The organism is Pseudomonas sp. BLCC-B112 (assembly GCF_028550695.1).
Lineage (GTDB): Bacteria > Pseudomonadota > Gammaproteobacteria > Pseudomonadales > Pseudomonadaceae > Aquipseudomonas > Aquipseudomonas danubii.
This window is the reverse complement of sequence record NZ_JAQQGK010000006.1, coordinates 490607-511263: the sequence shown is the minus strand read 5'-3', so window position 1 is coordinate 511263 and position 20657 is coordinate 490607. Positions and strand designations below refer to the sequence as shown.

Sequence of the window (20657 nt, the reverse complement as noted above, 5' to 3'; positions counted from 1 at the left end):
ATGGACATTCTGATTCCCGGCTTTGACATCCAGGGCGAGATTGGCGAAGGCGCCATGGCCACCGTGTACCTGGCGACCCAGCGTTCGCTTGAGCGCAAGGTGGCGCTCAAGGTGATGGCCGCGGCGCTGGCCGCCGACCCGAGCTTCTGCGAGCGCTTTTTGCGCGAGGGCAAGACCCTGGCGCGCCTGTCCCATCCGCACACCGTGACCATCCACGACATCGGCAATGTCGGCGAGCTGTACTACATGGCCATGGAGTACCTGCCCAACGGCACCCTGAAAGAGCGCATTGCCGCCGGGCTGACCCCGGAGCAGGGCCTGGCCTACATCCGCCAGATCGCTTCGGCCCTGGGTTACGCCCACGCCCAGGGGCTGGTGCACCGTGATGTGAAGCCGGCCAACATCCTGTTCCGCGCCGACGGCACGGCGGTGCTTTCGGACTTCGGCATCGCCAAGTCCCTGGATGACCGCACCCAATTCACCCAGGCCGGTTTTGCCGTGGGCACGCCGAGCTACATGAGCCCGGAACAGGCCCGGGGCCAGGACATCGACGGGCGCGCCGACCTCTATGCCCTGGGCGTGGTGTTGTACGAGATTCTCGTCGGCGAGCTGCCGTATAACGGCACCGACGCCCTGTCCACGGCCCTGGCCCACCTCACCGAGCCGTTGCCGGAGCTGCCGCTGCACCACGGGCGCTACCAGCACATCCTGCGCAAGCTGCTGGCCAAGGACCCGGCGGAACGTTATCCGGATGCGGCGGCCTTGCTGACGGCCCTGGACAACCTGCCGCCGGAGGCTACCGAGGTCGAGGCGACGCTGATCCAGCCGTTGCCGTTGCCGTTGCCGCCTCAGGCTGCACCCCAGCCTGTACCTCAGGGCAACGACCTCGCCGGGTTGACCCCGGTGTCGATCGAGATTCCCCGGCAGGCGCCTGCGCCACAACCGGCGCCGCGCCGCGAGCCGCCCGAGGAGCCAGCGCCGCCGCCGCGCACCTCCAATCTGCCACCAGCCGGCAGTGGGGCTTCCGAACAGCACCGTGGCCCGGTGCTGGCCCTGGCCGGCGTCGCCGTGGCCGTCGCCCTGGCGGTGGCCGGCGCTGGTTATTGGTGGCTGTCCGGCGACAGCCCGGCGCCTGCGCCCAAGACCGCTTCGACGGTCAGCACCCCGCCTGCCGTGGTGGCGCCGCCGGTGGAGCAGCCACTGGCAGCGGATGTCGATGGCGGCCAGCGGCCGTTGCTGATGCCGGGCAAGAAGACCCTGTTCCAGCGGGTGCTGAGCAAGCCGGGGGCGAGCTTTTCCAGCGAGCCGGGCGCCACGCCGGACAAGTCGGTGCCGGCGTTCTCGGTGCTTTACGTGTACCAGCGCAAGAACCTCGACGGCCGCTCCTGGCTGCGCCTGGGCGCCGCCAGTGACGGGCGCAGCGCCGGCTGGCTGCCGGCCGAGCAGGTCAGCGACTGGAAGCAGAGCCTGGTGTTGAAGTTCACCGAGCGTTCCGGTCGTGCACCGGTGATGTTCGTGCGTCAGGCCAGCGAGCTGGAGCGTTTGCTGGCGGACCCGGCGGCGGCCAAGAACCTGCTGCTCAGGGCGCAGAAGAATCCTCAGGACGAGCAGCAGGTGCTGGCCCTGGAACCCAATGCCAGCGCGGTGCCCCAGGAGCAGTTCTACCTGCTGCCGATCTTCGACGCCAAAGAGAGCTTCGACGAGAACGGTCAGCCGGTGCAGTTGCTCAATGTCGCCTCGATCGACCCGGGCAACAGCCCGCAGAGCATCAGCGACAGCAGTGGCCAGCGCCTGCCGGCGAACAGCCCGCCGGCCGCCGCCGATGCCTTCCGCACGGCAGTGGTGCTGGTGGTGGACACCTCGGTGTCGATGCAGCCGTACATCGATCAGGTGCGCGACGTGGTCCACGAGCTGCAGAGCAAGATCGCCGAGCGTGGCGAGCTGGACAGTGTCAGCTTCGGCCTGGTGGGGTTTCGCAACAACACCAGCAAGACCCCGGGCCTGGAGTACGTGACCAAGACCCTGGTGACCCTGGATCAGGGCCGCGACCCGCAGCGCTTCCAGGAGCTGGTGAGCCAGGTCAAGGCCACCAGTGTCTCCAGCCACTCGTTCAACGAAGACGCCTTTGCCGGGGTGATGCAGGCAGTGGAAGGCATGGACTGGAAGGGCTACGGCGGTCGCCTGATCCTGCTGGTCAGTGATGCCGGGGCCCTGCGCAAGAACGATCCCTACAGCCGCACCCAGATGAACGAGGCGGAAGTGCGCCAGGCGGCTTTGGGCAAGCAGATCAAGATCTACGCCCTGCACCTGCGCACCGATGCCGGCAAGAAAAACCACGCCCAGGCGGAAACCCAGTACCGGGTGCTGACTGCCGACGCCAACCCGAAGATCGGCGACCTGTACATTCCGGTGCCCGGCGGCGATGTGCGCAAGTTCGGCGAGCAGGTCGACGAGATCGGCACGGTGTTCGCCGACCTGGTGCATCAGGTGCGCAGCAACCAGAACCAGGACGTCCCGCAGCTGGCGGCGGCGCCGAGCATCGCGCAGAAGTCGGCGGCCATCGGCTACGCCATGCACATGGATTTCCTCGGTCGCAAATCCGCGAGTCAGGCGCCGCAGCTGGTCAGCGCCTGGACCGCCGACCGCGACCTGACCAACCCAGCGCTGCCGGCGTTCCAGGTCTGCGTGATGCTCACCAAGCTGCAGCTCAACGACTTGCAGCAGTCGCTGAAGCTGATTGTCGATGCGGCACGCAAGACCCAGACCTCGCCCAAGGATTTCTTCCAGGAAATCGCCAGCGCCAGTGCCTACATGAGCCGCGACCCCTCGGCCCTGCGCAAGGGCGGCAACCTGGCCGACGGCGGCGTGCTGGGGGAATACCTGGAAGGGCTGCCGTACCGCAGCAAGTCGCTGAACATGACCCAGGACCTGTGGCTGTCCCTGAGCGTGGCCGAGCAGGAAGATTTCATCGACGAGCTGGATTCGAAGATCCGTCTCTACGAGACCTTCCACAACGACCTGGCCAACTGGGTGCGCTTCGGCGATGCCGAGCCGGGTGATGCCCTGTACCGCGTTCCGTTGTCGACCCTGCCGTGATGCTTGATCTGGCAGAGGTGCGCAAGAGTCGCGGCGAGGGTCGCCAGCGCTACAGCCTGGTGATCCCCAGGCTGCAATTGCGTGCGGGCGATCAACTGGCGGTGGTCGGCCCCAGCGGCTGCGGCAAGAGCACGCTGCTCGATCTGCTGGCGCTGGTGCTGGCTCCGGACTCGGCGGCGCGCTTTGAATTCGCGCCGGCCAATGACCCCATCGATATTGCCGGCATCTGGCGTGGCACCGGTCACAGCGCCTTGGCGCAGCTGCGCAGCCGGCACCTGGGTTATGTGCTGCAGACTGGCGGTCTGCTGGGGTTTCTTGATGTGCGCAGCAATATCAGCCTGCCCCGGCAGTTGCTGGGGCTGGCGGACGAGGGCATTCCACGGCGTTTGGCCGAACGCCTGGAAATCGCCGATCAATTGCACAAGAAACCCGCCGCCCTGTCGGTGGGCCAGCGTCAGCGGGTCAGTTGTGCCCGGGCCTTGGCCCATGGTCCGCAGGTGCTGCTGGCGGATGAGCCGACCGCGGCCCTGGACCCCTTGAACGCTCAGCGGGTGATGCAACTGTTGGTGCAACAGGCGCGGGATCAGCGGCTGTGCTGCGTGATCGCCACCCACGATGAGGTGCTGGCCCGGGCCAACGGCTTGCAGGTGCGGCGCATTGCCTGCCAGCGCGATGCCGACGGCGGGGTCACCGCGACGCTGGGGGAGGCCTGCTGATGCGTGCGTCCCTGACCGCTGCCCTGGCCTGGCAGGACTACCGCGCCGATACCTGGTTGTCGGCCTGTTCGGTGCTGGCCCTGGTGGCAGTGATTGCGCCGTTGCTGGTGCTGTTCGGGCTCAAGTTCGGGCTGGTGAGCAGCCTCACCGAGCGCCTGGAAAAAGACCCGGCGGTACGCGAGATCATTCCCCTGGGCGGTGGACGTTTCAGCGCCAGCTTCATTGCTGAACTGGGCCAGCGTCCGGACGTAGCCTTTGCCTTGCCGCGCACCCGGCAGATTGCCGCGACGGCGGACTTGTCCCGGGGCACGGGGGATATCGGGGTGACCGTGGAAATGTTGCCGACCGCTGTCTCGGACCCCTTGCTCGGGCGTTTGCCGGTGCCGCGGAACATGAGTGGCGTGCTCCTGAGCCGTACCGCCGCCGAGAAGCTTGGCGTACAGCCTGGTGATTGGCTGCAGGCGAGCTTCGGCCGGCAAGTGGCGGGGCGCAGCGAAGTGCAGCGGACCCGAGTCCAGGTGGAGGGCGTATTGCCCCTGGAAGCCTTTGCCCGGGATGCCCTGTTCGCCCCGCTGGCCTTGCTGGAGGCCGCCGAGGACTACCGCGACGGCCGTGCCGTAGCGGCCCTGGGCTGGCTCGGCGAAGCGCCGGCCGCGTCCGCGCAGCGGGTCTACCCGGCCTTTCGCCTGTATGCCCGCAGCCTGGATGACGTCGAACCCTTGCGCCGCTATTTCGCCGAGCGTGGCCTGTTGGTGGCGACCCAGGCCCAGACCATCGCCCAGGTGCAGTCCTTGAGTCGCAACCTGTCCATTGTCTTCTGGGTGATCGCCGGGCTGGCCCTGGCGGGCGCCTTTGCGGCGATCTTCGCCGGGGCCCTGGCGGCGGTGGAGCGCAAGCGCCGGGAGTTGTCGGTGCTGCGCCTGCTGGGATTCTCCACCGGTGCCCTGTTGTTGTTCGTGGTGGCCCAGGCGCTGTACAGCGCCGGTTTCGCTGCGTTGTTGAGTGGCGCTCTGTATGGCCTGGCCCAGGCCGGGCTGAATCATTTGTTCATGCAGGTGCCCGGCGAGTACGCCAGTCATCTGCTGCCGGCCCATTACGGGCTGGCCCTGTTGGCGACGCTGGGCGTCAGCACCCTGGCCGCCGCGCTGGGCGGCTGGCGGGTGTCGCGCATTGAAGCCTGTGAAGGAATTCGCGATGTATAAGTTGATCGGCCCCGTGTTGGCCATGACCCTGGCCGGCGCCGTGTGGGCGCAAGAGCCCGGCAACAAGATGGACAACCCCAAGCCCTTGCCGGACGACGTCAGTCTGCCGCTGCCCTGTGAAGGCGAGATGGTGTTTCGCTATGTCTACGTCCTGGCCCAGGGCACCCTGGACGACCGCGAGGTCAACCTCGGCTATCCCTTCAGCGAAGGTGAGAGCGGCTACCAGCAATCGTTCATCTCCGGCTATCGCCGGGACTACATCAATGGCCAGTTCACCCTCAAGGACCTGCCTGGTGCCTGGAGCAAGACCATTGCTCCGGCTTTGCCGAAAACCGGTGCCGGGGTGCCCCTCAAGCCGATGCTGTATTTCATCGGCAAGTACGAAGTCACCGCTCGCCAGTATGCCCAGGTGATGGCCCAGGCCCAGTCCCTGGCCAGCGGCGAGCCGGCCCCGGCCTGTGAAGCCTCGGAGGGCATGCAGGGGCGTTTGCCCAAGGTCAAGCTGTCGCGCTTCGAGGCCGAGCGTTTCGCGGCGGTGTACAGCGCCTGGCTGATGAAGCATCACCGTGACTTGCTGCCGGTCAGCGGCCGTGGCAGTTCCTCCGAAGACGGCGGCCTGGGCTTTGTGCGCCTGCCCACCGAAGTGGAGTGGGAATACGCCGCCCGTGGCGGTCAGGCGGTGAGTCGCCAGGAGCTGGAAGGGCGGCTGTTTCCACGGCGCCTGGAGGGCAGCGAGAGCGATGGCCCGCTGGCGGACTGGGCGGTGTTCAATCAGGTGGCCGGCGGCACGGGCCAGGCGGCGCGGCTGATGCCGATCGGCACCAAGCTGCCCAACCCCATCGGCCTGTTCGATGTGATCGGCAATGCCGCCGAGATGGTCCAGGAGTCGTTCCAGCTGGTGCGCGCCGGACGGCGCCAGGGCACCTATGGTGGCTTCGTGGTCAAGGGCGGCAATTACCTGGAAGGCGAGGGCACGCTGTTTACCGGCATGCGCCGCGAGTACCCGCTGTTTGGCGCCGACGGCACCGAGCAGAGCAATGAAACCACGGGTTTTCGGGTGGCCATCGGCGCCTTGTCGGCCCCGCGTTCGCGCTACAAGGAGCTGTTCGCCCAGTGGCAGAAGGAAGGCCGCCTGGCGTCCCTGACCGACGCCATCGATGACGCCCAGGACCCCACCAAGCGCCTGGACGCCATCATCGCCGCCAGTGTCGACCCGCGTCTGCAGGCGGAGCTGGGGCTGGTCAACGAAGAGCTCAAGCGCAACGTCTCGCTGATCGCCCAGCAGCGCGAGGAAGCGGCGGGCAACCTGATCCAGTCGTCGGCCCTGGTGGCCGAGACCATCAATAACTACAACATCCGCCTGACCAACCTGAAGAAGAGCCAGCAGCAGGCCATCGATGCCAAGGACGAACCCAGCGCCAAGCTGTTCGCCGAAGCCATCGACAACGGCCGCAGCGCACTGGACGGGGCGGTGGCGATCTACATCGACAACCTGGCCACGGGCACCCGTTACACCGACGCGGTGATCCAGGCGCAATTTCAACGGATCAAGGAAGAACTCAATCGCAAGCCGGTGCTCGGCAAGAGCCTGGTGACGCGCGCTACGTTATTCGTCCGCCATGTCGGGAATTATCGCCAGCAACGGCGAGCCGACCCGGCGACGATTTTGAAGGAACTGCTCGCATCGACCGGTCAGAAGTCATGACCGGCCGCTGTCTGTCGAGCCTGGAGGAGCTCGGACGACCTGGCGTCGTACCGAGTTGGTCAAACTTAATCGAGATCACGAACATGCTTTTTTCCCGCAACCCATTTGCTTCAACATCCAAGCGTCACCTGCTGTTGGTTGCCGCCGGGTTCAGCACCGTATTGACCGGTTGCGCGACCTCTCCGGTGTCCAAGGTCGCCTCCACCACCAAGGTCGAGTACTACCCGAGCTGCTACGAGCCGGTGCAGCACCTGCGCGCCACTGATTCGGACATGACCAAGTCGGTGGTCACCGGTGCCGCTCTGGGCGCTGCTGGCGGTGCCTTGCTCGGCGCCCTGACCGGCGACGGCGACAACCGTGGTCGCAACGCCGCCATCGGTGCGGCCGGTGGTGCCCTGGCCGGTGGTGCCGCCGGTTACTACACCGAGCGCCAGAAGCAGATCGCCGATGACAATCAGCGCATCGCTTCCTACGCCGCTGACGTCAACAAGAGTGCTGCCGACATCGACCGCAGCACCGCCTACGCCCGTGCTTCGCAGACCTGCTACCAGCGTGCCTTCGACAGCCTGATCACTGCCCGCAAGGCCAACAGCATCAATGATGTGGAAGGGCGCAAGCGCCTGGCGGAGATCGTCAGCGGCCTGAAAGAGTCCAATGACCTGATTGCCGCGGTGAACGGCCGGGCCAGCGAAGACCTGAGCAAGTACAACCAGGCCTACGAGCAGGACCTGCAGCAAGTGGGCGTGCAGCGTACCGACGTGGTGAAAGTCGCCACCGCCGACACCACCCCGGTGACCACCACCGGTGGTAAGAAGAAGCAGCAGAAGGTCAAGCAACCCAAGCTGCCGACTGTACCGACGGAAGCGGTGAGCACCGAGAAGTCGATCCAGCAGGCCAAGACCAAGCAGGCCGAGAGCAACAAGGTCGCTACCACTGGCCAGACCCAGGTCAACAACATGTGCAAGAGCCCGGACCTGGGTGATTGGGCACCGGTGCCTTGCCCTAACGTCTGAGTCAGTGATTGTCTGACAAGATGTAGCGATAAGCGTTGAACGCCAGTCGATCTCCGAGTAATCGAGCAGATCGGCTGGCGCTCTTCGAGTTACAGGTTAAACTGCGGCGGCCATCCAATAATTCCACTGAGGCGCCGTGCATGAAATTTCGTTTTCTTCTCTGGGTGCTTGGCCTGTTGATGGGCAAAGCCAGCCGCAACAATCCTGCTTTTCAGCAACAGTTGGGTGACAAGGAACTGGTGTTCCAGTTGCAGACGCTCGACGGCAAGGTTGCTCGACACTTCTTCGTCAAAGACCAGCGCGTGACCAGCCGTTCGGGGTTCTATCCGGAGCCGGCGTTCGCCATTGCCTTCAAGGATGCCGCTTATGGCTTCGCCACGATGCAGGCGAAGAACAAGCAGTTGGCGTTCATGACCGGTATTCAGGACAAGTCGATCCAGATCAAGGGCAATCCGGCGCTGGTGATCTGGTTCCAGGGCTTGACCAAGTATTTGAAACCGAAGAAGGCCAAGCCCAAGGCTTGAGGGTGGGGCTTCGCCGGCGAGCCGGCTCCTACAAGCGCCCTGTAGGAGTCGGCCTGCCGGCAAATGGGGTCAGGCCTGGCTGAACTGCGAAGCCAGTTCCCGCAGCAACACTTCCGCTTCCAGCACCTTGCTCACCACGTCTTCGGCCTTGTCGCGGCTCAGGCCTAGGCGCTCGAACAGTGCGTCGGGAATTTCCTCGTGGGGGCCGGAACCGATGCCACGGCTGCGCAGCAGGCGCACCGCTAGGCACACCAGATTCGGGTACTCGGCGTAGGCGCCGTCGTAGCTCGGGTCGTGCTGGAAGCGCAGGGCGGTGGACAGCTCGTCCGGCATGTCCCAGTAACGCATCAGCCAGGAACCGATCTGTTCGCGGCTGATGCCCAGCAGGTGCTGCTCGACATAGCTGTGGCACAGGTGCGGGTTGACCTCCAGGTGCCGGCAGATCAGCGAGAAGTGCGGTGGGAACACGTGGGCCAGCAGCAGGTAGCCGAAGTTGTGCAGCAGGCCGGCGAGGTAGGTCAGGCCGGCTTCCGGGCGCTGGGCCCGAGGCATGGCGCGGGTCAGGCCTTCGATCACCGCTGCGGTGTAGATCGATTGCTGCCAGTAGGGCGTGGCGTGCTGCGGCTGGTCCTTGGGCAGGCTCAGGGTCTTGCCCAGGGCCAGGCCCAGGGCGAGGTTGATCACCAGGTCAAAGCCCAGCACGCGGACGATGGCGTCCTCCACCGAGCGGATCTTGCCCGGCGACGCGTAGTAGGGCGAGGCGGCCCAGCTGACCACTTGCGCGGCCAGGGCCGGGTCGGTCTCCACCACGCCGGTGATGTCGTCGATGGTGGCGTTGGGGTCGACCCGCAGCTTGATGATCTTCTGCGCGGTTTCCGCCAGCGGCGGGATCTCGATGGTGGCTTCCAGGCGTTGCTGGATACGCCGCGCGGTGAACGCCTGCATGGCCTGGGTGATTTCCTCGCGGTCGTCATCCGGGCGATCGAGGTTGGGGCGGATGCTGCTCAGGGGTTCGCCGAAATGCCCGGCGCTGGCCTTGTTGAGCATGCTCTTGAAGGCTTCGCTGGTGATTTCCAGAAGCACGCCCGGCTCGCCCGAATAGATCAACAGGCTGGGTTCGCGCAGCAGGCTTTCTTCGTACAGGCAGGGGGAACTGGTGAGTGCCGGCAGGCCGGGCAGCAGGCTCAGGCTGTGTTTGCCGAGCATGCGCTCCAGGCGTTCGGTGGACACCGCGGTGAGACGGCGGCCGGTGAGTTCGGTGAGGCTGTTGAGGTCCAGTAGCTGGCTCTGCGGAAACAGCACCATCAGCGCGCCGACGGCATCGTCAAGGAGCACGGCCTGGACCTTGCGCGCAGCCGGCAGGCCCGGCTGGTCGAGCACTTCGTTGTAGCTGATGGCCAGCTTGCCGAGCAGCAACCGGATAACAGACGGAGCGTGTGGGGTTGCAGTGGCGAGGGCAACTTCTGTCATGGCCTGGTATCCGTTTTTCTACAATTTGACGAGTATAACCAGCTTGGTTATGCCCATGGTCCATTAACTGAGCGTTGGTTCACACTTGGCCGTATTGCTGGCCGTGGCGCAGCCAGCGTTCCAGCAGCGGGCTCACATGGTCCGGCCAACGCTCCAGCAAGGCCTGCGCGGCGTCGCGTACGGCCGGTAGCAGGTCAGCGTCACGCATCAGGTCGGCGACCTTGAATTGCAGCAGGCCGGTCTGGCGGGTGCCGAGCATTTCCCCGGGGCCGCGCAGTTCCAGATCCTTTTCGGCGATGACGAAACCGTCGTTGGTCTCGCGCATGATGCCCAGGCGCTGTCGTCCGATTTGTGAAAGCGGCGGATGGTAGAGCAGCACGCAGTGGCTGGCGGCGCTGCCGCGCCCGACCCGGCCGCGCAGCTGGTGCAACTGAGCCAGGCCCAGGCGTTCCGGGTTCTCGATGATCATCAGGCTGGCATTGGGCACATCGACCCCGACCTCGATCACGGTGGTGGCCACCAGCAGTTGCAGGTTGCCGGCCTTGAACTCGGCCATCACCGCGGCTTTCTCCGCCGGTTTCATGCGGCCGTGAATCAGCCCCACGCGCAGTTCGCCCAGAGCGCTGGAGAGGTCTTCGAAGGTGGTTTCGGCCGCCTGGCAGGTGAGTTCTTCGGACTCTTCGATCAGGGTGCAGACCCAATAGGCCTGGCGCCCTTCGGCGCAGGCCGCGCGCACCCGCTCGATCACTTCGACGCGGCGGCTGTCGGTCACCAGCACGGTGTTGACCGGGGTCCGGCCGGGCGGCAGTTCGTCGAGGATCGAGGTATCCAGGTCGGCGTAGGCGCTCATCGCCAGGGTTCGCGGAATCGGTGTGGCGGTCATGATCAGCTGGTGCGGACAGAGGCGGCCACCCACGCCTTTCTGGCGCAGGGCCAGGCGCTGCTGGACACCGAAGCGGTGCTGTTCGTCGATGATCACCAGGGCCAGGTTCTTGAACTGCACTTCATCCTGGAACAGGGCATGGGTGCCCACCACCATCGGCGCGCCGCCGGCAATCTGTTCCAGAGCCGCCGCGCGGTTCTTGCCCTTGAGCTTGCCCGCCAGCCAGGCGACTTCCAGGCCCAGGGGCTCGAGCCAGCGCTTGAAGGTAATGAAGTGCTGCTCGGCGAGGATTTCCGTCGGCGCCATCAGCGCCACCTGGTAACCGGCTTCCAGCGCCTGCAGGGCGGCGAGGGCGGCGACCACGGTCTTGCCTGCCCCTACGTCGCCCTGGATCAGGCGCAGCATGGGCTCCGGCTGGCTCAGGTCGTAGGCGATTTCGTTGCCGACTCGCTGTTGCGCGCCGGTGGGGGCGAAGCCGAGGTTCTTCAGGTACTTGGCCGGCAGTTTCTTGGCCAAGGGCAGCACCGGGGCGCGTTGAGAGCGTAGGCTGTCGCGCAGGCGCTGTTGGGACAGCTGGTGGGTCAGCAGCTCTTCGAACGCCAGGCGGTGCTGGGCCCAGTGGTGACCCAGGGCCAGTTCGTCGACATCGGCGTCCGCCGGTGGGTGATGCAGGTAGCGGATCGCATCGTCCAGGGGCGCCAGTTGATAGTCGCGGGCCAGTTCTTCGGGCAGCCAGTCGGGCAGGCTACGCGGGCCCAGCAGCGCCAGGCTCTGCTGGCAGAGCAGGCGCAGGCGCTGTTGGGTCAGGCCTTCGGTCAGGGGGTAGATCGGCGTCAGGGTCTGATCCACCGGCGGCGGCTCGTCACCACTGATGGCGCGGTATTCGGGGTGGTAGATCTCCAGTCCCGAGGCGCCGGGTCGGGCTTCGCCGTAGCAGCGCACGCGGGTGCCGCGTTTCAGGCCGTCTTTCTGGGCATTGCTGAAATGGTAGAAGCGCAGGCTCAGGCCGCCGGTGCCGTCTTGCAGGCGCACCAGCAGGCTGCGGCGCTTGCCCATGACCACATCGGCGCCGCTGACGGTACCTTCGATCACCGCATCCTGGCCGGGGCGCAGAGCGCCGATCGGCACCACTCGGGTACGGTCCTGATAGCGCAGGGGCAGGTGGAACAGCACGTCCTGAAGGTTCTCCAGGCCAACCTTGGCCAGCTTCTCGGCCATGGCTTCGCCGACGCCCTTGAGTGCCGTGACCGGCACTTTCGACAGCTCAGTCATTGCGCTTGCTTAGCTCGCGGCGGGCGGCTTGGCCACCGAGCACAGGCGGATCGAGTCGGCGAGGATCTCGATGGCCTTCGGCCGCGGGAAGCTGGCGCGCCAGGCGATGGCTACGGTGCGGAACGGCACCGGTGGAGTCAGGGGGCGAACTTCGATCACGCCGGGAGCGTAGTGATGGCTGTCCACCGCCGACAGCGGCAGGATCGAGATGCCCAGGCCGGAGGCGACCATGTGGCGGATGGTTTCCAGGGAGCTGGATTCCACGGTGGTGTGCTTGGCGCCGTCGTTGCCCTTGGTCAGGGTCGGGCAGGCTTCCAGTACCTGATCGCGGAAGCAGTGGCCTTCGCCCAGCAGCAACAGGCTCTTGTCGTTGAGCAGGCTGGCGTCGATGGTTTCCTTCTTGGTCCAGGAATGGCCGCTGGGCATCAGCACATAGAAGGGTTCGTCGTACAGCGGCAGGGTCAGGACATCGGCCTCGTTGAACGGCAGGGCGATGATGATGGCGTCCAGCTCGCCGTTGCGCAGTTTGTCGCGCAGGACGTGGGTGAAGTTCTCTTCGATATACAGCGGCATCTGCGGAGCGACCCGGTGCAGCTGGGGAATCAGGTGCGGGAACAGGTAAGGGCCGACGGTGTAGATGGCGCCCACCTTCAGCGGTGCGGTCAGCTGGTTCTTGCCGGCCTGGGCCAGTTCGCGGATGCCTTGGGCCTGTTCCAGGACCTTCTGCGCCTGGGCAACGATGGTTTCGCCTACCGGCGTCAGGCGCACCGCGCTCTTGCTGCGCTCGAAAATCAGCACACCGAGTTCGTCTTCAAGCTTCTTCACGCCTACCGAAAGGGTCGGCTGGCTGACATGGCAACGCTCGGCGGCGTGGCCGAAGTGCTGCTCTTGGGCGAGGGTAACGATGTAGCGCAATTCTGTGAGAGTCATAGCGGGCGTCCATGAGGTTGCGGCCAAGCATAACGGCTGCAATCGATAGACGCACGTTATCAGACAGAGGGTGGAGTGCGACACCCGCCAATGTCTGCTTCAGGCTGCACAAGCGACAAGGGCACCCTGAGGTGCCCTTGCGTTGTATCAGCGGCGGCCGCGGCTTCTGTCGATCTCGTAGTTGTACGAGGCGGTGATTTCCACGCTGCCGTTGGTGAGCATGTCGGCCGGTGGCTTGGGCAGTGGCTGGGCTCGTCGGATCATGTCCAGGGTGGCCCGGTCCAGATCAGCGTTGCCCGAGCGTCCCACCAGCTCGTAGGACAGCACCTTGCCTTCGGCATCCACCACGAAGCGCAAGGAGTTGGTGCCTTCCTTGCCGCGCCGCTGGGCTTCGCCCGGGTAGCGCTTGTACTTCGCCAGGTGGGCCTGCAACTCACCCTGCCAGTTGGCCTTGGCGGCGGCCTGGGCCGGTGATGGGCCAGGGGTCGCTGGAGCGGGCTGCTTGGACGGCGACGGGGTTACCGGGGCGTCGCTGGGCTTTTCCTCGGAAGGTTTCTCCTTGGGCGGCTCGGGCTTGACCACCGGTTTGGGCGGCTGCGGCTTGGGCTTCTGCTTGGCCGGCTTGGGCACCGAAATAGTCGGCTTCGGTGCTTCGGCGAGCTTGGGCAGCGGCAGTTCTTCCACGGGCGCCGGCGGTTGCGGCGGGGTCACCACTTTCGGTGGTGCCGGGGGAGGCGGCACAGGGGCAGGCGCCAGTTCGACCACCATGGCTTGTGGTGGAATAGGCATCGGCTGTGGCTTGGACCAGTTGAGGGCGAGCAGGATCGCCACCGCATGGACGCCCAGCACCACCGCCAGGCTACCGCTGTAACGCGTCAGTCTTTGGCGCGTCGTGATCATTTCTTGGCTGCCGTCTCAAGTCCGACCAGGCCGACTTTCAGGTAGCCGGCGGCCCGCAGGGTGTCCATCACGCTCATCAGGTCGCCGTAGTCCACGCCCTTGTCAGCCTGGAAGAAGATCGTGGTGTCCTTCTTGCCCTGGGTCCGGGCGTCGAGGATGGCCCCGAGGGTTTCGGCCTTGACCTCATCTTCACCCAGGAACAGACGCTGATCGGCCTTGACGCTGAGGAACACCGGTTTCTCTGGGCGCGGCGCCGGCTTGGCGCTGGAGGCAGGAAGATCGACCTTGATGTCCACGGTGGCCAGAGGGGCGGCCACCATGAAGATGATCAGCAGCACCAGCATCACGTCGATGAACGGCGTGACGTTGATTTCGTGGTTTTCGGCCAGGTCGTCGCCTGCGCCTTCTTTCAAATGCAAGCCCATGGCTGATTACCCCACTTTCACCATGTGCGGTTGTGCGGAGCGCTCGGTCGGCTGGTGATCCAGGTCACGGCTGACCAGCAGCAGGACTTCTGCCGAGGCGTCTGCCACCTGGGCCCGATAGCCGGTGATGGAGCGAGCGAAGACGTTGTAGATCACCACCGCGGGAATCGCGGCAACCAGGCCCAGGGCGGTGGCCAGCAGGGCTTCGGCGATACCCGGGGCGACCACAGCGAGGTTGGTGGTCTGGGTTTTGGCGATGCCGATGAAGCTGTTCATGATGCCCCAAACGGTGCCGAACAGACCGACGAACGGTGCGGTAGAACCGATGGTGGCCAGTACCCCGGTGCCGCTGCTCATGTTGCGGCCGCAGGCGGCTACCAGGCGTTCCAGGCGGAAGCTGACCCGTTCCTTGATGCCTTCTTTCTCACGGCTGTTGGTCGACAGGCGCATTTCTTCCAGGGCGTCGTGCACCAGCAGGTGGGCGAGGGTGCCCTCCTTGGCGGCCGTGGCGCTGGCTTCTTTGAGGGTGGTGGCTTTTTTCAGGGCGGCGATTTCGCTGCGCAGGCGGCGCTTGGCGCCCAGCAGTTCGAAGCCTTTGGCGATCCAGATGGTCCAGGTGATGATCGAGGCGATGGCCAGCCCGATCATTACCAGTTTCACGATGATGTCGGCGTTCTGGTACATGCCCCACGGCGACAGGTCGTGGGCCATGCCCAGGCTGTTGTCGGCTTCGAGGACTTCGGGAGCGTTTTCACCAAGCACTGGCTGGCCTTCGACCTGAGCCGGTTCGCCAGCTGCTGGGGCGGCGGCGGGAGTTGCCGGGTTGGCAGCCGGAAGCTCGGCGGCCGGGGCAGTCGCGGTCGGTGCGGCGGCGGTGGCCGGTGCGTGTTGGTCGGCGAAGGCTGCGGTCGGTGCCAGCAGCAGGCTGCACAGCAGCGCTGCAACCGCGCTCACGGCGCGCAGCGGGCTTGGGCGTTTGGTTGGCGAGGCGGAGAGTGGATTGCTTGTCATGCTGGCCGGACCTGAGAAGAGGAAAGGGTGAATGTCCTTCTAGGCCTCGCTGGGCCGAGAACAAATGGGCGGTTATTATTGCAATTAATTCTTGTTAACAAAAGTAATACAGTAACTATTTTTCCTCGATTTCTAGCCGTTCATCCAAAGTCGAGGCTAGTCTTGGCCTTTCTGAAAGGAGTTTTCTGATGTCCTCCCCCTCTGTTTTGATCGCCGGTTGCGGTGATGTCGGGAGTCGCCTGGCGACTCAATTGCTGGCTGAACAATGGCAGGTTTATGGCTTGCGCCGCACGGTGTCGCGCCTGCCTCAGGGGGTGATTGGCGTTGCCGGTGATCTGTTCAGCGAGCAATGTCCGGCCCACTGGCCGCAAGCGTCCGTGGATTATCTGGTGTACTGCGCGGCGGCCACGGAGCATGACGAGGCCGGGTATCGCGCGGCCTATGTTGAGGGCTTGCAGCATGTCCTGAGCTGGCTCCAGCAGCATGGTCAGCAGCCCAAGCGTTTGTTGTTCGTGTCCAGCAGCAGTGTTTACGAGCAAAAGGGTGGCGAGTGGGTCGACGAGAACTCTCCGACCCTGGCGACCGGCTACTCGGGCCGTTTGATGCTGGAGGCGGAGCAGGTGGCCTTGAACAGTGGGATTCCTGCCAGTCGGGTGCGTCTGACCGGTATCTATGGGCCGGGCCGTGAATGGTTGCTGACTCAGGTGCGTCGCGGCTATCGGGTGGCGATTGATCCGCCGTTGTATGGCAATCGCATTCATGCCGACGACGCGGCGGGGTTGCTGGCGTTTTTGCTCAAGGCTGACCAGGGTGGTGCTGTCCTGGACGACTGCTATATAGGCGTGGATGACGCGCCTGCGCCTCTGGCGGAAGTGGTTGGCTGGCTGCGTGAGCGCCTGGGCGTGACTGAGTGGTCCGATGATGCCAGCGTTCGGCGCACGGGCAGCAAGCGTTGCAGCAATGCCCGAGCCCGGGCCTTGGGCTGGGTGCCGCGTTACTCGAGTTATCGCGAGGGGTATGCGGAGATTCTTCAGGGCCAAGCTTGAACCGGGCTGTAGCCGCTACCGTTGGCAGCGGCTACAGGAGGGTCATTGTTTTTCCAGCAGCCATTGCTGACTGCCCGGTGTCAGCGAGGGCACTTCATCCGCCAGTGCGGTATTCACCGCCTGGAAAATTTCCAGCTGCTGATCCTTGCGGACGAAGATCCAGGAGTTGCCCTGGCCATTGAGCTGCAGCCAGATGCTGTCGTTGCCACCGCTCATGGAGGCGCAGTCACCGGCCAGGCACAGGGCATAGCGATCGGCGCCTGGCAGGCCTTGCACGGCGCCGTTGGCCTGGAACTGTACTTCGTTGCCCAGCCCCGGACCGCTGACGATTTTCCATTTGCCACCCAGATAGGCCGAGTACAAGGCACGCTCGAAGTTGGCGCCCAGTGGTGCGCCTTCAGGTGCCGGGTCTTTGGGCGTGGCAAACACTTGTTCGGGCTCGTTGTCGTTGGCCACTTGCAGCAATTGCTTGCCGTTGCGTTTGAGTTCGGTGGCGGCGCTGCCATAGAACTCGACCTTTGTGGTGTTTGAGCCGTCGCCGATGATCTTGCCTTCGATGGTCTCGAAGCCATTGGTGTAGCGGGCCTGGCCGGCTTTGGTGTTGAGCTCCCATTCCAGGTTCGGGCCGTAAGCCTGGAGGGCTTCACGCAAAGGGCCGCCCTTGGAGGCTGCGTCGATCGCTACCTGATTGATCCAGATGCCGCCCACATCGTTTTTGGCGGGGTCGCTGGCACAACCGCCGAGCAATAAGGCGAGCAGCGAAACAGCTAGCGCTTGGCGCATGACGAAATCCTTTCAGAACGAAAACGGCGCAGCCTGAACAGCTGCGCCGCGGGTGTTACTCGATGACCAGAATGGCATCCATTTCAACCTGTGCGCCCTTGGGCAGGGCGGCCACGCCGATGGCGGCGCGGGCTGGGTAAGGCTGTTGGAAGTACTTGCCCATGATCTCGTTGACCTTGGCGAAGTGGCTCAGGTCGGTGAGGAAGATGTTCAGTTTGACGATGTCCTTGAACGAACCGCCAGCGGCCTCGGCTACCGACTTGAGGTTCTCGAAGACCTGGACGGTCTGGGCTTCGAAGCCCTCCACCAGTTCCATGGTTTTTGGATCGAGGGGAATCTGGCCCGACATGTAGACAGTGTTGCCCGCCTTGATGGCCTGGGAGTAGGTACCGATGGCGGCCGGGGCCTTGTCGCTGGTGATAACGGTCTTGGTCATGAATGACTCCTTGTAATGGACGGGCTACGCGCGCATGCGGGTGATGCGGATGACCCCGGTCAGGGCGCGCAGTTTCTTGATCACGCGAGCCAGGTGCACGCGGTCGTGCACGCTGACCACCAGTTGGACCACGCTGATGCGACCATCGCGTTCGTCCATGCTGATTTTCTCGATGTTGCCGTCGGCGGCATTGACGCTGCTGGCCAGCAGCGCGATCAGGCCGCGCTGGTGTTCCAGCTCGACGCGCAGTTCGACGTTGAATTCGCCGGTGACATCCTTGGCCCAGGACAGCTGGATGCATTTTTCCGGGTTGTGACGGATTTCGCTGATATTGCGGCAGTTGTCCAGGTGCACCACCATCCCCTTGCCGGCGGACAGGTGGCCGACGATCGGGTCGCCAGGGATCGGCGTGCAGCATTTGGCGTAGCTCAGCACCAGGCCTTCGGTGCCGCGGATCGCCAGCGGGCCTTCCGGGCTCGGCAGTTGTTCGCCTTCGCCCAGCAGGCGGCGGGCGACCACATAGGCCATGCGATTGCCCAGGCCGATGTCTTCCAACAGGTCTTCGATCAGCTCCAGGCGGTATTCCTGAAGAATCGCCTGGATACGTTCCGCCGGGATTTTTTCCAGGGAGCTGTCGAAGCCGTTGAGCACCTTGTTCAGCAGGCGTTCGCCAAGGCTGATGGACTCGGAGCGACGTTGCAGCTTGAGGGCGTGACGAATGTGGGTGCGGGCCTTGCCGGTGACCACGAAGTTGAGCCAAGCCGGGTTCGGCCGTGCTCCCGGGGCGCTGACGATCTCCACGGTGGAACCGCTTTGCAGGGGTTCGGACAGCGGGGCCAGGCGACGGTTGATCCGGCAGGCGATGCAGCTGTTGCCCACGTCGGTGTGCACCGCATAGGCAAAGTCCACCGCGGTGGAGCCTTTGGGCAGCTCCATGATCCGGCCTTTGGGCGTGAACACGTAGACCTCGTCCGGGAACAGGTCGATCTTCACGCTTTCGATGAATTCCAGGGAGTTGCCAGCGCGCTGCTGCATCTCCAGGACGCCCTTGACCCATTGGCGGGCGCGGGCGTGGGTGCTTTTCGGCTGTTCGTCGCCACTGGATTTGTATAGCCAGTGGGCGGCGATGCCGTTATTGGCCATTTCTTCCATTTCCCGGGTACGAATCTGGATCTCGATTGGTACTCCGTGCATACCGAACAGCGTGGTATGCAGCGACTGATAGCCGTTGGCCTTGGGAATGGCGATGTAGTCCTTGAAGCGTCCCGGCAGTGGCTTGTACAAATTGTGTACAGCGCCGAGCACGCGGTAGCAGGTGTCTACTTTGTCGACGATGATGCGGAACGCATAGACGTCCATGATTTCGTTGAAGGCCCGGCGTTTGCCACGCATCTTCTTGTAGATGCCATACAGGTGCTTCTGGCGACCGCTGACCTCGCCCTGAATGCCATCGATGGCCAGGCAGTGGCTGAGGGACTCTTCGATCTTGTTGACGATTTCCTTGCGGTTGCCCCGGGCGCGCTTGACCGCCTGGTAGATCCGCGCGGAGCGCATCGGGTGCATCGCCTTGAAACCCAGGTCTTCGAATTCGATACGGATGCTGTGCATGCCCAAGCGGTTGGCTATGGGGGCGTAGATCTCCAGGGTTTCCTTGGCGATCCGCCGGCGTTTTTCGCCGGACAGCACTTCCAGGGTGCGCATGTTGTGCAGGCGGTCGGCCAACTTGACCAGGATCACGCGAATGTCGCGAGCCATGGCCATGGCCATCTTCTGGAAGTTTTCCGCCTGGGCTTCGGCCTTGGTCTCGAAGTTCATCTGGGTCAGTTTGCTGACCCCGTCCACGAGTTCGGCCACGGTTTCACCAAACTGCGCACTGAGCGCTTCCTTGGCAATTCCGGTGTCTTCGATCACGTCATGCAGCATCGCGGCCATCAGGCTTTGATGGTCCATGTGCATGTCGGCAAGGATGTTCGCTACCGCGAGTGGGTGCGTGACGTACGCCTCGCCGCTGCGACGGCGTTGACCGTCATGGGCTTGTTCGGCGTAGAAATACGCTCGGCGGACCAGATTGACCTGGTCCGTGCCGAGATAGGTCGATAAGCGATCGGCGAGGGCGTCTATGCTCGGCATGATATCTCCTGCCGTAAGCTGTGATCCCGCGCCGTGCTACGTCGACCAGGCATAGGCTCAGACGGCCTCGTTGGACTCGTCCTCGAAAGCAGCAAAAAGCGGTTCATCTTCAACGATTTCGGCTTCGGCGATAGCTGCGTAGTCGATCAGGCCTTCAGCGATTTCGCGCAGGGCGACAACGGTAGGCTTGTCGTTTTCCCATGCTACTTTCGGCTCTTTGCCGCCGGTTGCCAGTTGACGGGCACGCTTGGTAGAGAGCATGACCAGCTCAAAGCGGTTATCCACGTGTTCTAGACAGTCTTCAACGGTTACGCGGGCCATGGTCTTCCTCGTAGCAAATGCAATATGCGCGCTGCCCGGATGGGCGAGCGGACTCAACAGTTTAAAAAATCACCAGCGTTTAGGGAAGCGCTGATTTTTTGACCAAGCTCTTCAACGCGCTGCAAGTGCCAATGTAAAGCGCTTGCAGCGGTTTTGGGAAGTGCTGTTTAACCAAGCAATTCGGCGAGCAGTTTGCCAAAGCGCTGCTGCTGACGTTTCTGTTGCAGCTGATTGGAGCGGAAAATCGCTTTCAGATCTTCCAGCGCGTGGGCGAAGTCGTCGTTGATGATCAGGTAGTCATAGTCGACGTAGTGGCTCATTTCGCTGACGGCTTCACGCATCCGCCCTTCGATGATTTCGTCGCTGTCCTGTCCGCGGTTGGTCAGGCGCTGGTGCAGGGCCTGCAGTGACGGCGGAAGAATGAAGATCGAGCGTGCCTGAGGCATGAGCTTGCGCACCTGCTCGGCGCCCTGCCAGTCGATTTCCAGGATCAGGTCGTGGCCTTCGTCCAGGGTCTGCTGCAGGTGGCTTTGTGAGGTGCCATAAAGGTTGCCGAAGACTTCGGCGCGCTCGAGAAAGTCGCCGTGCTCGATCATCTTCACGAACTCGCTGCGTTCGACGAAGTGATAGTTCACGCCATTCACTTCACCTGGGCGCATGGCGCGAGTGGTGTGGGAGACGGAGACGCGGATCTCCTGGTTGGCGTCGGTCAGGGCCTTGACCAGGCTGCTTTTGCCCGCGCCCGACGGGGCGGAAATGATGTACAGGGTGCCGGTGCTGTGGGTCATGTCAGT

At 64.1% G+C, this 20657-nt stretch carries 18 protein-coding genes; 7 read left to right on the top strand and 11 right to left on the bottom strand.

Features of this window, described 5'->3' with window-relative positions:
- The 6 genes from PQT43_RS18905 to PQT43_RS18880 all read left to right on the top strand — a co-directional run bounded on the left by PQT43_RS18905 (position 1) and on the right by PQT43_RS18880 (position 8256).
- Positions 1-3096: a serine/threonine-protein kinase gene (locus PQT43_RS18905; RefSeq protein WP_272754427.1), complete on the top strand. Its 3096-nt coding sequence runs from the start codon at positions 1-3 to the stop codon at positions 3094-3096.
- Positions 3096-3812 (top strand): ABC transporter ATP-binding protein, encoded by a 717-nt coding sequence (locus PQT43_RS18900; protein ID WP_102881298.1) that lies wholly within the window; start codon positions 3096-3098, stop codon positions 3810-3812. The genes PQT43_RS18905 and PQT43_RS18900 overlap by 1 nt, the downstream gene beginning before the upstream one ends.
- Positions 3812-5014 carry an ABC transporter permease gene (locus tag PQT43_RS18895; RefSeq protein WP_110594220.1) on the top strand — a complete coding sequence of 401 codons (1203 nt, stop codon included), beginning with the start codon at positions 3812-3814 and terminating at the stop codon, positions 5012-5014. The genes PQT43_RS18900 and PQT43_RS18895 overlap by 1 nt, the downstream gene beginning before the upstream one ends.
- A 22-nt stretch (positions 5015-5036) precedes the next feature.
- Positions 5037-6719 (top strand): formylglycine-generating enzyme family protein, encoded by a 1683-nt coding sequence (locus PQT43_RS18890; RefSeq protein ID WP_372342486.1) that lies wholly within the window; start codon positions 5037-5039, stop codon positions 6717-6719.
- An 83-nt stretch (positions 6720-6802) separates the two neighbouring features.
- Positions 6803-7732 (top strand): type VI secretion system-associated lipoprotein TagQ, encoded by a 930-nt coding sequence (gene tagQ, locus PQT43_RS18885; RefSeq protein WP_272754426.1) that lies wholly within the window; start codon positions 6803-6805, stop codon positions 7730-7732.
- A gap of 140 nt (positions 7733-7872) precedes the next feature.
- Positions 7873-8256, top strand: coding sequence for a helicase (locus PQT43_RS18880; RefSeq protein WP_102862277.1), 384 nt, complete (start codon positions 7873-7875; stop codon positions 8254-8256).
- Between the two features lie 69 nt (positions 8257-8325).
- On the opposite strand, the gene PQT43_RS18875 is transcribed toward PQT43_RS18880, so the two are convergent.
- The 6 genes from PQT43_RS18875 to exbB all read right to left on the bottom strand — a co-directional run bounded on the left by PQT43_RS18875 (position 8326) and on the right by exbB (position 15147).
- On the bottom strand, positions 8326-9726 hold the full coding sequence (locus tag PQT43_RS18875) for an aminoacyl-tRNA deacylase and HDOD domain-containing protein (RefSeq protein ID WP_272754425.1): 1401 nt from the start codon (positions 9724-9726) through the stop codon (positions 8326-8328).
- A gap of 79 nt (positions 9727-9805) precedes the next feature.
- Positions 9806-11881: an ATP-dependent DNA helicase RecG gene (recG, locus tag PQT43_RS18870; protein ID WP_102862275.1), complete on the bottom strand. Its 2076-nt coding sequence runs from the start codon at positions 11879-11881 to the stop codon at positions 9806-9808.
- Positions 11882-11890: 9 nt separating this feature from the next.
- On the bottom strand, positions 11891-12811 hold the full coding sequence (locus PQT43_RS18865; RefSeq protein ID WP_102881293.1) for a hydrogen peroxide-inducible genes activator: 921 nt from the start codon (positions 12809-12811) through the stop codon (positions 11891-11893).
- A 147-nt stretch (positions 12812-12958) separates the two neighbouring features.
- Entirely contained in the window at positions 12959-13711 is a 753-nt protein-coding gene (locus PQT43_RS18860) for an energy transducer TonB family protein (protein ID WP_102862273.1), read from the bottom strand.
- Positions 13708-14136: a TonB system transport protein ExbD gene (exbD, locus tag PQT43_RS18855; protein WP_102862272.1), complete on the bottom strand. Its 429-nt coding sequence runs from the start codon at positions 14134-14136 to the stop codon at positions 13708-13710. The genes PQT43_RS18860 and exbD overlap by 4 nt, the downstream gene beginning before the upstream one ends.
- A 6-nt stretch (positions 14137-14142) precedes the next feature.
- A complete protein-coding gene (gene exbB / locus PQT43_RS18850; protein WP_110594224.1) occupies positions 14143-15147 on the bottom strand; it encodes a tonB-system energizer ExbB in 1005 nt (334 codons plus the stop codon).
- Between the two features lie 188 nt (positions 15148-15335).
- Here exbB and PQT43_RS18845 point away from each other — a divergent pair, with 188 nt between their 5' ends.
- Positions 15336-16193: an SDR family oxidoreductase gene (locus tag PQT43_RS18845; protein ID WP_110594225.1), complete on the top strand. Its 858-nt coding sequence runs from the start codon at positions 15336-15338 to the stop codon at positions 16191-16193.
- 42 nt (positions 16194-16235) lie between these two features.
- On the opposite strand, the gene PQT43_RS18840 is transcribed toward PQT43_RS18845, so the two are convergent.
- From PQT43_RS18840 to gmk, 5 genes are all read right to left on the bottom strand, one after another.
- On the bottom strand, positions 16236-16976 hold the full coding sequence (locus PQT43_RS18840; RefSeq protein WP_102862269.1) for a hypothetical protein: 741 nt from the start codon (positions 16974-16976) through the stop codon (positions 16236-16238).
- Between the two features lie 55 nt (positions 16977-17031).
- Positions 17032-17412: a RidA family protein gene (locus PQT43_RS18835; protein ID WP_007921133.1), complete on the bottom strand. Its 381-nt coding sequence runs from the start codon at positions 17410-17412 to the stop codon at positions 17032-17034.
- A gap of 24 nt (positions 17413-17436) precedes the next feature.
- Positions 17437-19542 (bottom strand): bifunctional GTP diphosphokinase/guanosine-3',5'-bis pyrophosphate 3'-pyrophosphohydrolase, encoded by a 2106-nt coding sequence (spoT, locus tag PQT43_RS18830; RefSeq protein WP_110594226.1) that lies wholly within the window; start codon positions 19540-19542, stop codon positions 17437-17439.
- Positions 19543-19599: 57 nt separating this feature from the next.
- Entirely contained in the window at positions 19600-19863 is a 264-nt protein-coding gene (rpoZ, locus tag PQT43_RS18825; RefSeq protein ID WP_007921129.1) for a DNA-directed RNA polymerase subunit omega, read from the bottom strand.
- Between the two features lie 167 nt (positions 19864-20030).
- The gene (gene gmk, locus PQT43_RS18820) at positions 20031-20651 is read right to left on the bottom strand and encodes a guanylate kinase (RefSeq protein ID WP_102881289.1); all 621 of its coding nucleotides are present in this window, start codon (positions 20649-20651) and stop codon (positions 20031-20033) included.
- Between the last annotated feature and the right edge of the window lie 6 nt (positions 20652-20657).